This window comes from Niabella aquatica, assembly GCF_054779315.1.
This window is the reverse complement of the sequence record NZ_BAAGYM010000005.1, coordinates 39,008-54,908: the sequence shown is the minus strand read 5'-3', so window position 1 is coordinate 54,908 and position 15,901 is coordinate 39,008. Positions and strand designations below refer to the sequence as shown.

At 43.6% G+C, this 15,901-nt stretch carries 8 protein-coding genes; 1 reads left to right on the top strand and 7 read right to left on the bottom strand.

What is annotated here, in order from left to right:
- Nucleotides 1-5: 5 nt before the first annotated feature.
- Nucleotides 6-2,117, top strand: coding sequence for a 1,4-alpha-glucan branching protein GlgB (glgB, locus tag ACYVBM_RS05265; RefSeq protein ID WP_460684578.1), 2,112 nt, complete (start codon nucleotides 6-8; stop codon nucleotides 2,115-2,117).
- A 95-nt stretch (nucleotides 2,118-2,212) separates the two neighbouring features.
- Here glgB and ACYVBM_RS05260 read toward each other — a convergent pair whose 3' ends face one another.
- The 7 genes from ACYVBM_RS05260 to ACYVBM_RS05230 form a co-directional block, all read right to left on the bottom strand.
- Nucleotides 2,213-4,483, bottom strand: coding sequence for a GH92 family glycosyl hydrolase (locus ACYVBM_RS05260; RefSeq protein ID WP_460684577.1), 2,271 nt, complete (start codon nucleotides 4,481-4,483; stop codon nucleotides 2,213-2,215).
- Nucleotides 4,484-4,807: 324 nt separating this feature from the next.
- Entirely contained in the window at nucleotides 4,808-7,270 is a 2,463-nt protein-coding gene (locus ACYVBM_RS05255) for a glutaminase family protein (protein ID WP_460684697.1), read from the bottom strand.
- A gap of 302 nt (nucleotides 7,271-7,572) precedes the next feature.
- On the bottom strand, nucleotides 7,573-8,001 hold the full coding sequence (locus tag ACYVBM_RS05250) for a DUF4488 domain-containing protein (RefSeq protein WP_460684576.1): 429 nt from the start codon (nucleotides 7,999-8,001) through the stop codon (nucleotides 7,573-7,575).
- 63 nt (nucleotides 8,002-8,064) lie between these two features.
- Nucleotides 8,065-9,042 (bottom strand): DUF4973 domain-containing protein, encoded by a 978-nt coding sequence (locus tag ACYVBM_RS05245; protein ID WP_460684575.1) that lies wholly within the window; start codon nucleotides 9,040-9,042, stop codon nucleotides 8,065-8,067.
- Between the two features lie 17 nt (nucleotides 9,043-9,059).
- The gene (locus tag ACYVBM_RS05240; protein WP_460684574.1) at nucleotides 9,060-11,108 is read right to left on the bottom strand and encodes a RagB/SusD family nutrient uptake outer membrane protein; all 2,049 of its coding nucleotides are present in this window, start codon (nucleotides 11,106-11,108) and stop codon (nucleotides 9,060-9,062) included.
- A gap of 16 nt (nucleotides 11,109-11,124) precedes the next feature.
- Nucleotides 11,125-14,208, bottom strand: coding sequence for a SusC/RagA family TonB-linked outer membrane protein (locus ACYVBM_RS05235; protein WP_460684573.1), 3,084 nt, complete (start codon nucleotides 14,206-14,208; stop codon nucleotides 11,125-11,127).
- A gap of 27 nt (nucleotides 14,209-14,235) precedes the next feature.
- Nucleotides 14,236-15,648, bottom strand: coding sequence for an IPT/TIG domain-containing protein (locus ACYVBM_RS05230; protein ID WP_460684572.1), 1,413 nt, complete (start codon nucleotides 15,646-15,648; stop codon nucleotides 14,236-14,238).
- Nucleotides 15,649-15,901: the final 253 nt, after the last annotated feature.

The following is a 15,901-nucleotide window of genomic DNA, read 5'->3' as shown; positions in this document are numbered from 1 at the left end:
CAGCAATGCAGGAAAGTTTTCTTGCAACTGAACCTTACCTCAACCTGCTCCCCTGGTACGAGGTTTTACCGGATGGTACTACCTCGAATGCCCCCAATGAAATTATACCGGCTTGCTGCTATAATTATCGTAAATTGCTTCAAACATTTGCAATGGCTACTAACTTAAAAACCATACAGGAAAATTTCGAAAAGGAGCATTTTATCGATACATCAAAACCTGTCTGGAATTATTCACTCCTCCTCGATGAAGATATCAGAAATTTCCAAAACGGTACCCATTACAGCCTTTACGAAAAATTCGGATCTCATTCTTTACAGGTAAACGGCACTTGGGGAATGTATTTTTGCATATGGGCGCCCAGTGCAAAGTTTGTATTCGTTACCGGCAATTTTAATGATTGGAATAAACTATCGCATCCGCTAACACCCAGATGGGATAAAAGCGGTATATGGGAAGGATTTATACCCAGGTTACAATTGGGAGAAGTGTATAAATACCATATTGCAGGAGCTAACAACTGCCTGGTGGACAAAGGTGATCCCTTTGCCAACTTCTGGGAGGTAAAACCATTAACGGCATCTATTACCTGGGATATGCATTATGAATGGAAAGATGAGGAGTGGATGCGAAAAAGAGAAAAGCATAATGCATTAAATGCACCCTGGAGCGTTTACGAAGTGCACCTGGCCAGCTGGCAAAGGCCCGATCCGGCAGATGAGCACAGATACCTTACCTACGACGAAATAAGAGAAAAGCTGGTACCTTATGTTAAGGAAATGGGATTCACGCATGTAGAGTTTATGCCGGTAGCTGAGCACCCTTTTGACGGAAGCTGGGGCTACCAGATCACTGGATATTATGCGCCTACATCGCGGTTTGGCGATCCTCAGGGTTTAATGCGGCTGATAGATGCGTTTCACCAGGAAGGCATTGGTGTGATCCTCGATTGGGTACCTTCTCATTTTCCGTATGATTCGCATGGCCTTTTTATGTTTGACGGCAATCATACCTACGAATATGCAGATATGCGCAAAGGGTTTCACCCGGACTGGAACAGCTATATTTTCAACTACAAAAGAGGAGAAGTAAAGTCGTTCCTCATCAGCAATGCAAGGTTCTGGTTCGAAATGTTTCATATTGACGGGATAAGGGTGGATGCGGTAAGCTCGATGCTAAAGCTGAATTACTCACGTAACGAAGGCGAATGGGAACCCAATGAGCACGGTGGCGATGGTAACCTGGAAGCGATTGAGTTTATCAGGCATTTGAATGAAATGGTGTACAGGGATTTTCGTGGCGTACAAACCATTGCAGAGGAAGCTACCGACTGGCCGGGCGTATCAAAGCCCACATTTGAAGGCGGGCTTGGCTTTGGAATGAAATGGATGATGGGCTGGATGCACGACTCTCTTGATTACTTCAAGCTCGATCCCATATACAGAAGTCATCATCAGAACAAATTTACCTTTAGCATGATGTATTACTATGATGAAAACTTTATGCTGCCTATCAGCCATGATGAAGTGGTACATGGCAAAAGTCCCCTCGTGTTTAAGATGCCCGGTGATCTGTGGCAAAAATTTGCCAACCTGCGATTATTCTTTACCTATATGTGGACCCACCCCGGCGGTAAATTATTGTTTATGGGCAGCGAGTTCGGGCAAACCAGCGAATGGAATTATAAATCGCAATTAGACTGGCATTTACTGGAACATAACAGCCATAAAGGCGCCCAGGCCTGCCTTAAAGCATTAAATAAAATACTCAGAGAAGAAGAAGCATTATATAGCCAACAGTTTGAAACAAGTGGGTTTGAGTGGGTAGACCTGAACCACAGGAACGAATGTATCATGGTATATAAACGTAAAGGGGAAAAAGCGGAGGATGATGTTCTGATTATTTTAAATGCTACCCCTGCAGTGCACTATGACTGGGTTATTGAAACTTACGGCAAAGAATATACGAAAGAACTATTTAATTCAGACGCTAAAGCATTCGATGGTACGGGAGATGTGTTTAATAAAGATATCAGGACAGAGCTTCTTGACGCAGCAACTAAAAAATACCGGATCACGTTAAACATTCCACCTTTGGCAGGGCTGATATTGAAGTAATGAAATGGATCGCCAGGTATTATTTCTCGGGCAGATCGCTGCAATAGGCGCTACGAAGAATGTGCCACCGTACGTTATTAACCAACCGTAAAGCTTTATTCAGACGTCAACGCCGATACGGAAAAGGGCCTGTCATTTAGGCCAGTGCCTTTTTGGGTATTTGGCATCCGTTCCATTTCAAATTTCAGTACGCCTCCTTTTATAATATCCTTGTAGGTAATAAAGTTTTTAGTGTACCGCTTTCCATTCAGATGGCTGCTGTTAATATAAACTGCCTTACTGGTGTTTCCTTTGGCCTCTATCACAAACTTTTTACCGTTCTCCAATTGAATAGTAGCCTTCTTAAACAAAGGGCTACCGATTACGTATTCATCTGTTCCGGGACAAACGCTGTAAAAGCCTAAAGCGCTTAACACATACCATGAAGAGGTTTGCCCCTGGTCTTCATCTCCAGGATAACCATCTTCTGTGGCATTGTAAAGACGTTTCATCACTTCCCTTGCGTGGTATTGAGCTTTCCACGGCTGGCCTGCGTAATTATACAAATAGACCATGTGTTGTATCGGCTGGTTACCGTGCGCATATTGTCCCATGTTGGCCATTACCATTTCGGTCATTTCATGGATCAGGCCACCATAAGTGCCCACATTTACCGTATTGGGAACAGCAAAAACCGAATCGAGCTTTGCACAAAACTGCTCATCGCTCCCAATCAAAGCGATCAAACCCTTTATATCATGAAATACAGACCATACCCAATGCCAGGCATTGCCTTCAGTAAAAGGGCCTCCCCACTCTGTGGGATCAAAATTTTTCTTCCAGTTGCCTTCTTTATCCTTTCCCTCCATAAAACCGCTGGCAGGATTAAAAACATTTTTATAATTGTACATTTTTGCGCCGAAGGCTTCCGCATACTTTTCATTACCCGTGAGCTTTGCAAGATGATACCCGCAAAAATCATCATAAGCATATTCCAGCGTTTTGGCAGTTGCCTCTCTGTATTCAGGATAAGGAACATAGCCTGAACTATTATAGGCCTTATATCCGTCGCGTCCATTTGCAGGCCCCCACGGCCCTTTGTTGTTAGCTTCATGATGATAGGCTTCCAGCGCTTTTTGCGGATCAAAAGTACGCACGCCTTTTACCCAGGCATCGGCCAGCAGCGATATGGCATGATTGCCGATCATACTGCCCTGCTCATTGGGAAAGCTCCAGGAGGGCAGCCATCCGCATTGCTCCTGCGCATCCAGTAATGCCTGCATATAGCGGCCGTGCATGGTTGGATACAACAGTACGTTTAAGGGGAATTGCGCCCGGAAGGTATCCCAGAAACCGGTATCGGTAAACATATAACCGTCATGCACTTTGCTATCGTATGGGCTGAAATAGCAGGGCCTGCCATTTTTATTGATCTCGTAAAATTTCCGGGAAAACAGGCTGGCCCTGAAAAAGCAGGAATAGAACGTAGCCTTATCTTCTTCCGAATCGCCTTCCACCATGATCCGCGACAAATGATCATTCCATATTTTCCAGGCCCGTTTTTTTGTATCCTCAAGCTGCCTGTCCTTCCCTAATTCTGCTGTAAGGTTCAGCATGGCCTGTTCTTCGCTTATATAAGACGAGGCTACTTTAACCTGTACCTTTACTCCTTCTTTAAACTGAATATAAGCACCTACCCCATCTCCTTCATCCGAATTAATATTTTCTCTCACCTTATTGTGCCTGTTTTCCCATACTCCATAACTTTTAAAAGGCTGGTCAAATACGGCAACAAAATAGCTTTTCCAACCTTTCTGAAATCCGTGACCATTGTTTACATATCCAGTGATCATTCTTTCTGCCGGAAATATTTTCACGCCACTAACCCTTGTATATCCATCCAGCACCAGATAGCTTTTATGGCCTTCCGGAAAGCTGAACCGCAGGTGAGCACCGCGTTCGGTGGGGCTCATCTCGGTAGTAATATTATTATCAAAAGTCACCTTATAGTAATGCGGTTTAGCTGTTTCATGCTCATGTCTGAACTCCAGTGCCCTGTCGTTTTCATTTACTACCAGGTTATCCATTACCGGCATAAATGAAAATACAGCATAATCATTCGTCCAGGAGCTACATTGATGTGCCTGCTGAAACCCTCTTATTGTCTTTTTGAAATACTGGTATTTCCATCCGTCCCCATTGCTGCCGGTTTGCGGCGTCCAGGTATGCATACCAAAAGGCAATGCCGTTGTAGGGTAGGTATTTCCCCTTGTAAGCTCATGCTTTGAATTAGTGCCCTGAAGGGTATTTACATACTTTACCAAATCGGCTGTCTGGGCAAACAGAGATGCCGGCAATAACAAAAAAATTAAAAGTTGAACCTTCATAACTAAATTATATTATAACAGAAGATTGATATGATTAAGGTTGGGGAACATATTCATGTTTTCGGCCCATTGCAGCCAGGCTTTTGCACCATTTCAGCATACTGCCCGGGTAAATCATTCAGCTCTGTTTCGCCTTCCTTTTTATTAAAGCTCATCTGTTTTACATTCTGCTGTCAAATATAACGCCATTACAGACAATAGTCCTATCAACATACTGCCCGAAGGCAGCAGTTCAAATCTGCCTTATAAATGCAACAGTATCCCCATGTAACAGTCTTTCAATCTATAGATATTCTTATCGCATTACATATAAGCTCCGACTAATTACCTGTTCAATTTGCGATCCAACACTTTCATCCAATGGCCGCCTATCACGCTTCTTGCCTGGAAGCCCACCTGCTTACCATTGGTAGTTTCATACCAGTCTCCTAAAGGCACACGGGTAGGTGTTTCCAGCGCATATTTGTAAACAGGCTTTATCAGCGCTTCAAAATCGCTGTCATTACCTGTTAAACAGGCTGTCCACGCAATCCAGTCGCTTTTTGTATAGGTTTTACGGCTGTCCAGGGGCAGGCCAAAAGCTTGCTGCTTTTTCAGGTAATATGCCATTTCTTTTTCAAAAACTTCGCCAGGGAAAATATTGAATTGTAAAACTTTATCCCATACCATATTATACTTCTGGCTCCAAGTACCTTTTTTCTCAAAAGCCAGCGTATAGTGATCCCCGTCATCAGCTAATTTCATCCATTCGGGCACCATTTTCTTTGCAATACTGTGGTACTTTTCGTAAATGTTATTTTTACCCAGCATCTTTGCCAGCGTTGCATAACTCTCAATAGCCATAATGGCTTTTAAAGAAAGGTTCGCATTGCGTGCAAGATGCCCTGCAAAATCATCGGTACATAACTGGTTCGCAGGATCAAAACCATCTTTCACTAAGTAATCGGTCCATGTTGTTATGGTACCCCAGTGTTTTTTCGCGTATTCTGCATTACCTTCTACTTTTGCGATAGCGGCCGCCAGGATGATCATATTACCGGATTCTTCAACCGGCATATCTTCTCCATACACCTGCCCGTTAGCCAATGGATAGGTTCCTATATCATGCGCTGCAAAAGGCTTTTTCCATTTCCCGCTTTCGCTGTAATAAAAAATACCATTCATCATTCCTTTTTCCAGGTCAGGATTATATACAAGGAACAAAGGGGCAGAAGGGTACGTGAGGTCTACCGTGTTAATACAACCGTTACTGAAATTTTCTTTCGACAGCCAGAGCAGCTCTCCCTGCGGACTTTGCACCAGCTTGTGGGCCGAAACAGCCTGCCTGTAACTGATCTCACACAACCTGGCATATGCTTCTCCCCCGGCTTTTAAAGCATCGTTATAAATGGTTTTATCTACTTCGGTACATTTTTGCAGGATTGCATTATAGCCTGCGTTGGCATTAGCCAGTTGGTCTTCTATGCTGGAGTTATTCTCTTTATTCCACCACGGGCGCAGGTTCTTTCCAAAATATTGTATGGACCATATATCATCGTAGCCCAGCATAATTTTCCCGGAAGCCTGTGTGCTTTTGCCCATGTTAAGGATCGTAGCAAGCGATAGCTGTTTACCGGTTAGCTTTGCTGCCGCAGGTTTGCTGCCGCTCTTTGCAAAGGCACTCAACGCAACCGCCTCAGAATTGGACAGAAATTGAAGGCTGCTGGTGTTTTGCGGAACCGCCACATAAACGTAGCCCCAGTCTATACGCAGGTCATCGCCTTTCTTTGCCAGTACAGGCTGGGAAATGGTGCCAGCTTTCAGGATAGACAATCCTTTTGCGGCATACTTACTGGCGACCACTTCCTGGGCAGGCGTATTTACTGCCAGGTTAGAGGAAGTGTTCAGTAAAACCTCTACCGCATGCGCCATCCCGTTATTGGAACGGGCGTCAAAACTGATATAGGATACCGGCCTTGCCAGCAGATCCAGGTCGTTCAATACCAGTGGTGAGGTAAAGGTTACTTTCAGGTCAACCGGTCCGCAGGTAAAATCATAAATGGTCTGGCTGGCTTTTACTTCCACGTTTTTTTGAACAGCGCCGGCAACAGCTGCCGGTAAGGTTTTTCTTTCTTTCACCAGACCGAAATCAAGATGGCTGCCACCCGCTGTGTTTTTGACATGAACGGCTAATATATTTTTTCCTTTTTTCAGAACAGACGACGCATTCTTAACGGGCACATATATGTATTTATGCACCCAACCCTCTTTAGTATAGATCTGCTTTCCATTTAAATAAACCGTGATATTATCGTCATGATTCAATTTCAGATACAGATCTTCTTCTTCATTATTCAAGAGGGTAAACTCCCGGCGCACCCAAAGATCACCGGAGCTCCAGGCTGTTTTGGCAATACTCTTATCATCGCCAAAGGGAGCTGCGCCCTGCTTCCATTTACTGTCGTTATAACTGGTAGCATACCAGTCGCCTGCCGGCGCTGTTAGAGTATATTTTACACTGTAGGTTTTATCTTCCGATGCAGGAAGCAGTACATTATAGCTTTTTGCCTCCGCACCCAAGAAACGATATATTTTCCCGTCTACCTTTACGTAACCTACTAATGACTGATCAGCTCCTGTCCAGTGTTTGGTGGGTGATGCGTTCAACTCGTCAGTAAATGACCATATACTAAAATACGGATCGTGTGTAATTAAAGGATAGGCCGGCGCTTTACGCCCCTGACCATACCCCGTAAGAAAAGACAAACCAACTACTAAAAAAACCAGGGACTTAAAAAAACACTTCATCATTCAAAAAAAATTTTACTTTATAAATTGGGTTTTGTATTCATGGCTTTAATGGGATGAACCACAAACCTGCCTGCGGCAGGCAGGGGCGCTAAGGTACAAAGAACAAAAATCCTCAAAAAACAGTGAAAAAAAGCTGTAAGACGTCTCAATAATTAGTCAAAACAGTTCATTCTTCAAAATCCTTTTGAGTTGACAAAAAAAGGGAACAAGCCCTCGAACATTGAAAAAGAACAGGCGGCGCAGAGAGCGACAAAAATAATCGGGAAGCATTACAGGGCTCCCGCACCGGTATCATAATGCTACTTTACCCTTTCGTATATCTCCTGGCCGGCAGCGTTATTCAAAGTCCATTTCATTAAGAACGTATGCTCGTCTAAAAAAAGGAATACGACTTTTCCTTCTTTTACAGAGGGCGGAACTCCAATATGCCTGTTTAAATGCTCGGTATAAGTAGAATCGGAAGTGATTTCAATTTTCCCGTTTGAAAGCTCCGCGTACTTATTACCTGTATAAATAATGTGCCTGAAATTTCCATTGGCATCATAAATTTTAAAATCATTGGATCGGGGCGGTAAAAACTTATCACCGCCCGCAGGTGATTTTTGCATACTTATCTGCCATAGGCCTTCAAAGTTTTTGTTGGTTATCTTTTGTTTTTGTGCCATTGCATGTAACGAGCACATTAACACCGACATCGTTATTGCCAATAAAGAGGTTGCTTTTTTCATTCTGATTTAATTTACAAATAATTAATCCGATGCTTCTTCCCCATTTGCTGTTCTGCTTCCTACTTACCACTGTATTGCCTGATCTTCATCGGGTATCTGTGTATTGATCTTTCTTTCCATAATCAACGATCCGCGAACAGTATAATCGATGGAGCCATTGGTTACAGAGGTATAATCGGTAAAGTTGTAATCAATATTATTAATGGTAACATACCTGTGAACAAGATAAGGCTGAAGCGCATCTTTAACGTCTTCAACAGAAAAATAAATTTTTTGATTTACCTTAAACTTCATGGCAGGATTATCTGAGGTAAGCGTAACTTGTTTTGTCTGATTATTAAAATGGGCGTATATCTTATATTTTTTTCTATCCGTCTTATTTTCATCTACAGTACCGGCGTAGAAAAAGACGGTACTCTCATCCACAACATAACCCTGTATTTCGCTACTCACTATTGCTGCTCCACTTTCTTCGCCTTTTAGATACACTTTGAGCGCAGTACCGCTATACGTTCCCGAATAATCATTAAAAGGTATCACCCTCAATAATGCCTTTGCAAAATTTCTTCTGGGATTGGGCGTGTAATCGCCTGAGGGTTTTATTGTAAGCGGCAGCACCCATTTATCTACCAGGTCTATATCTTTAAGCGAGAAACCAATGGTTGTCAAACTGGTATTTTCTCCCTTTGGTATAAACACCGTTTCGGGAACTGTAAAATACTGGCTTACCAGCTCTTTATAATAGATGTCGGTTCTGTTTTGAAAATTTGTTTCATTAAAGGTACGCAGCGTATCAGGGTCTAACCCTATATGTACCGTTAAATCTTTGTCGTTATTAGTGGAGCCACTAACTATTACGGGTAATTGATAATTGACAATGCCGTTAGGATTGTAGCGGATATAAATAGGCGTAACGTTATCACCGTTTACAGGCGCTTTAAAGGATACATATTGCGTAAACTGTTCAGAAACCCAACTCTTATTACAGGCTATACATCCAAAAATAAACAGGATGGATAGTAATGCAGCTATCTTTTTCATTCGCGTAAATATTTTAATTATTTATAAGTTTGCCAGCCCGGGTTTTGCGTTAAACGGGCATCCCGCCTCAGTTCATCAATTGAAACAGGCCAGAAATACATTTTGGAAGCAAAGGTACTTTGAAGTGCAAAAGCGGCTACCGGCTTATGAAACAGGTCTCTTTGAGATTCGGTCATAAGCGTATTATAGCCATATATAGGAAGGCTTAGCTCAGTAGCGGCATCTTCCCATCTGCGCAAATCGTAATACCGTTGCTGCTCGCCCATCAATTCAATTTGCCGTTCACGTTTTATGGCTGTCCGTAACTGATCGCTGTTTGAATATACAGTACCGGAAAAATCGGGTACCCCGGCCCTGATCCTGATGGGCTTAATCCCTTTGCGTATTTCATTAAGATCCCTTGTGATGGTATAAGCGGTTGAACCATCCCAGCTGGGTATATTATGCGAGCTTTTTAATTCATTTAAAGATTCGGCATAGGCCAGTAATATATCTGCATAGCGAATTGCGGGCTCATATTTAGGTACAATTTTACTTAGGCTATTGCTTTGATAAGTATCCTGCGGGTTTACATATTTCATCACGCCGATACCGGTTCTCAGCCAGAACATGGTATTGGTATAACCGTTACCCGAGCCACGATAATAAAACACTTTCTGTCTCCTGTTCTTTTCCTCCGACTCATTGGTGAGGTGCCACACAGTGCCATTATAGGCCACTGAGGCATAAAACCTAGGTTCCCTGTTGGCAAATTGTAAGGATACGCCGGATGCGAGGGGTTTATATTTCCCGGCATCAACATCCTGCTGGGTCACATAGCCTTCTACCCGCTGGCTGCCATCCCCTCTTCCATACTCCAACCCTCTCCCCGGCACATCGGAGCCATTGTCCATATAATAAGCATCCACCTGCTTTAACGTTAAACCATGTGTGTTCCATCCGGAGGCTATACGTGGCAACTGGTGTGCCACCATCACATTAATACCTTCACTGGATTGGTTCTGCCCACGTGTGAAGATCAGTTCCGGGTTTGAAGAAGCCGGAACTTCGCCATCAAACAGGGCGCGATAAGAATCGAACGGATCTATATCAGCCCATCCATCGGGCCATGCCTTATCCGAAAACTCAGCGTTATAGGGAGGTTTTATGGTAGCAGGGTGAGTGATGGTACCCGATGCTTTATAGGGTGAAACAAACAGGGAATAAACACCCAACTGCATTACATCCTTTGCCGCAGCGGCTGCCCTGGCCCATTTTTGCTCATCGTAAGTAGCGGAAAGTAGCGGCGTTCCTTTATCATCCACCAGTTGTGCTTTATAATCCATACTCTTTTGACCTCCATTCATCAAGGGGCTGGCCGCATATAAAAATACTTTGGCACGGGTGGCCAACGCAGCGCCTTTGGTAGGCCGGGCTATTGCTAACTGGCCACGGCTCTGCGGCAGATCTTTGGCGGCAAGCGCCATTTCTTTGCCAATATATTCAGCGCATTGTTCATAAGAGTTCCTGGGTAAAGCCAGGTCTGAATAACTTTCTGTATAGTCAATTCCTTCCTCCGGAAGAATGGGGACTGGACCGTACTTTCTGAGTAAAAGCCAGTAACAATAAGCACGTAAAAACCGGGCCTGCGCTTTATAATCTGCTTTCATGTTCGCATCTATTACGGTAGACTGGTCTATATTTTGTATGAATATAGAGGCGCTCCTGATACCCTGGTAACATTGTGTCCAGGACTGCACATCGCCCTCATTGTAGTTACCCAAACTAAATTTGTTATAATTCAAAGAGCTGGCATTCTGTGGATCATACGCCCCATCCCTGTCCCCGTAATACATATCATCGGCAAAGTTGAATGGTTCGTAACCTTTACTCGCCACATCAGCATTGATACCGGTGATGTATGAGTAAGCGTTTGCCAGCCATTCTTCAATGTAATCTACATTATTAAATGATTTATCGAGGGTCATCCGATCTTTAAAATACTGATCGGCCTTCAAATATTTTTTGCAGGAAATGAATAGCGCCGCCACTACAATAAAAATGGATAGTGTTGTTATTTTTTTCATCAAAATACGTTTTATATTATAAACCGATTGTTAGTCCCAGAGTAACCGACTTGGCTAAAGGATAAGTTTCGCCCCTTGGATTTGTTGTTTCCGGATCCCATAATTTAAAAGGGGCCCAGGTTAACAGATTTGTGGCCAAACAATACACGCGCAAACTGCTCATGTGCATTTTATTGAGCATTTCTTTAGGAAGCGTATAGCCGACATCCACATTTTTAAGCCTTACATATGCTCCGTTACGCAGCCAATAGGTAGAAGCCCGGTAGTTATTGCCATTACCATTATAGCTTAACCGGGGATAGGGCGCATTGGGGTTTTCGGTTGCGGGATCGCCCGAAATATCCGCCGAGACCCACCTGTCTTCAACCATGCCCTTCAGGATGTTACCCCATTCGCCTTCGCTGAAAGCATAAACTGTTTTTCCATATATAAAGAAACTCGATTCTCCTGCCCCCTGCAACCGGAAGCCCATATCTAACCCTTTCCAGCTTACAGAAACGGCCGTGCCATATACTAAATTAGGGGTACTGGTAGAGCCAATGGCAACAACATCATCACCATTAATAACGCCATCTCCGTTTACGTCCTTGTACTTAATATCTCCGGGCTGATAAGCGCCAAATGTTTGGACGGGGCTGTTACGGATATCATCATAATCTTTAAACAGACCTAATGCAATCAAACCTTTTGTTTGATTAACCCGGTATCCTTTCTGCAGCTGGTAGGGATATACACTTTGCTGCTCATCCCGCTCCAGTATTTCATTTTTACTGTAAGTTATATTACCACGCAGGGTTACGTTTACCTTATTAAAATCATGTTTCACTGTAAAATTTCCGTCAAGGCCCGTAGAACGCACAGCGCCTACATTTGCCCTTGGTGTACTGGTAAGGCCCACATAACCGGGTAAGAAGTTTCTTGCCATATAAATACCTGTACGCTCATCCCTGAATACGTCAACCGTCATCGAAAATTTATCATGCCAAAGCGATAAGTCCAGGCCAAGGTCTTGCTTGGTAGCCACCTCCCAGGTTACATACGGCGATGCTACCTGCGTGTACCCTCTTCCTCCGAAACCTTTAACGCTCCCATATTCTGCCCATTGATAGCCGCCCAGTCCACCTCCGATAGTGTATAAATACGGGAACCTGTCACCTCCCAGGTTATCGTTACCTGCCTTGCCATAGGAATAACGAAGCTTGAAGAAATTGATCCACTTCAGGTTCTCCTTAATAAAATTTTCTTCGGCAATATTCCATGCCACCGAACCTGCGGGGAAAAAACCAAACTGGTGCCCGGGAGCAAAGTTTTCCGACCCGGTATAGCCGAAATTAAAGTTGGCGTAATATTTACTTTTCCAGTTATAGGATACCTGCCCTGCAAGCCCCTGGTTTTTCTTCGCAATACCGTTTTTAATATCGGCTCCCAGGTTTTGTGTAAATGTACTGGCTTCCTGCGTATATCTCGCGTCTACCCCTATATTATGACTGTTTTTTATAGTGCGGCTATAAGTGAGCAAAGCAATGAGGAACTCCCTGCGGCTGCCCTCAGAGTAACTGTTCTGAAACAGTTCGCTTGGGCCGGAGATGTTCCTGAGAACCAGGTTTCCATTAGCATCCCTGTACCGCTCTGCCTTCCATTGCTCCGGCCATTTTCGGCGTTCGATAGTGCTGTTGTTATAGGTGTCGTAACCAAAGCTGCCTTCAAATTTTAATCCTTTTGTTATAAAGTTCAGATCCTGGTTTAGCGTAACATTGGTTTGAATATTATTTTCCCATGTTTCATTAAAGCCGGTTTGAGTAGCCGCCACCCAGGGATTGGTTTGATTACCTGTGCCCACAGCAGGCACATATCCGTTGGAGTAATAAATGGGCGTGCGAATGGCAGTATAACCAAACAGCTCGCCCCACACATCATTATCTCCCAAACCGGGGCTGTTTCTTTTTCTTAAGGAACCTGATACGCCCAATTTCAATAACGTTGTTTTAGTTACATTCACATCGGTATTTAACCTATATGTCCATCTTTTAAAATCGGCATTCGTATTATAATCTTTTTTGATGGCATCATCGGTTTTATACATCCCTTTCTCATCCAGATAAGCACCGGATACAAAATACCGGGCTGTAGTACCACCCCCACTCAGGTTAAGATTGGCGTTGTAGGTCATAGCCCCGTCTTTTAGCAGTTTATCTTTCCAATCCACATTGGGATACAAATCAGGGTCCATGCCCAAACGAAATAATTCCAGTTCTACCGGACTATATATAGCAGGCCGGTTTCGTGTTATTTGCGCTTCATTAATTAAACTGGCGTAGGTATTTCCATCAACAAATTCGGGAGTGATGGTACGGGTATTGTAGGATGATTCTACTTTTCCGCTTATATTGGTTTTGCCAACGATTCCGCGTTTTGTGGTTATCAAAAGCACACCGTTTGCACCCTTGGATCCGTACATGGCCGTGGCAGAGGCATCTTTTAGTACAGAAAACGATTTAATATCGTCGATATTCACTTCATTAATATCTCTTTCAAATCCATCTATCAGTACCAGCGCGCTGCTGCTGGCTCCAAATGTAGAAATACCCCGAACCCAGAAATTGGATATGTCTTTTCCGGGCTGCCCGGAAGTTTGCATAGCTATAATTCCCGGCACATTACCCGCCAGCGAATTTACGATACTGGCACTTGGAGATGTTTTTTTGATGGCATCAATATCTACCGTAGTAATGGCGCCGGTTACGTTAATTTTTTTCTCAACACGGGTGGCTGTAACAACAATTTCGTCCATAGCCCTGTTAGTTGACTTTTGCAGCGAAACATTCACCGTATCCTTATCCGTTATCTGTACTTCCACCTGATCGTAGCCCACATACGAGAACAATAATTTATGATAGGGCTCCACCTTAATGGTGTACAACCCTTCTTTGGTTGAGAAGGTACCCAACCCGGCCGAGTTAATTACCGAGATGCTTACTCCCGGTAAAGGCTCGCCACTTTCCCTGTCGCTTACTTTTCCATGAACAGTCATCCGGTCGTTTTGAGAAAAAGCCGGCATTACGGTAAAAAGCAACCAGAAAAAAGCAAAAATTTTTCTCATCAGCGATTTATTCATAGCAATCATATTTTAGTTTTCTAATGAAATTTTTCTAACACAACGATTCATCCAATCGCCTACATAAAACACATGGTTTACTGAATCATAGGCTAAGCCTTCCGGCCGGTCGAACCTGGCTTCTGTGCGAAGCCCGCCATTAATAAGGCCATAAGGATTATTATTAATACTTGAACTGCCCCTTCCGGCATAAGTGGTTACTTTTCCTTCGGGTGTGAGTATCCTGATATCATGATTGTACATTTCGGTGAAATAAAAATCATACTGATCCTGTTTGCCTGCGTAGTCAGGGTTTTTTACAAATACGCCCTGGTATGGAGTATTTAACCTGGCCTGTGTACCTACTGCATCAACCCACCCATCTGAACGCGGTTGTCCACAAACTACATAGGGCATTGTAAAGGTTTTGTTAGTCCAGTCATAATCGGTTCTTAAGATATAATGCCGGTTGATAACAATGATATAAGCATAGTCCCCGCCTGGCGCTATATTTATATTAAATTCCCAGTCATTGTCCTGGATCTTGAACATCTCCTGGTAATCTTTAATACCCAAATCATTATTCGTCAAATACCGGGTCAGGTCAAACCTGTAAAACTGCCCCTTTTCATAGCTGTTAAAATACATTTCCCCGTTTACAGGATGAACAGCCGCTCCGTTACATTGCCTGTACGAGGTTAACACTTTCGGGTCTTTAAAACCACTTGCCCGGGATAATATGGAAGTGCTTTTTCCATTGGCATCGCCCTGGTCGTCGGCAATGATCATATAGTTTTTATCCAGCGAAAAGTCGATTGTCCTGATACGGTTCCAGCCACCCATACCTCTTGTAATGGGCGTAGTAACGGTTTTGTTTTTAAAATTCAGCAGCCTTACATCGCTACCGTCCTGCCCCATATATAACAGGTCGGGATCCTTAGGGTCGAAGACCAGCCATGAAGGATTATTAAAGCCTCCGCAATCATCGAAAGTGCCGTTTTTTGTATCGTAATTATCTCTTTCATCCTTTTTACCGGCCAGGGTGGTTACCACCATTCTTTTCTGGTAATTGAAAGCCTCTTTTGCCATCACAACCTCCTGCCCGGCCTGCGTTCCTACTTTTACCTGTATTTCACCGGTATAAGCCCTGTCGGGAACCAAACAGTATATGGCGTCAGGGTGCACACTAATTACCGTGGCCCGCCTGCCCCCAATGTTAACAGACACGATGGATGTGTCATTTCCAAAATTTTTCCCGTAAATCACGAGCTGCTGTCCGCTACCCCCTGTTTTAGGAAAGAAATCCGTTACAAGCACATCTGCAGTGGGATCGTAAGGCGTTCGGCTTTCATCCACAATATCTTTTTTCTTACATGCAACGCCCATAGCCATCACGGCCAGCAGGCCAAACAGCCACTTGAATAATAGTGAACCTGATTTTTTCATTTGTATCTGTTTTATATTTTCTAAAGTATTTTTTACAGGAAGAACTGTACCCTGCCGGGTTGCTTATGACTGCATCAAAATGATCTCAGGTTGCCCACCCTCAGGGATAGCGTGATCTTTTCCCCCGACAGGCAGCAAGTGCAATAGCAATCAATAACAAATAAAAAAAGGGTGTGCAAACAGCATCGCCGCTATTCTGTACAATCATATTACAGTAATTTTTTCAGCAGTATGTAATTTATTATTGGCCCGC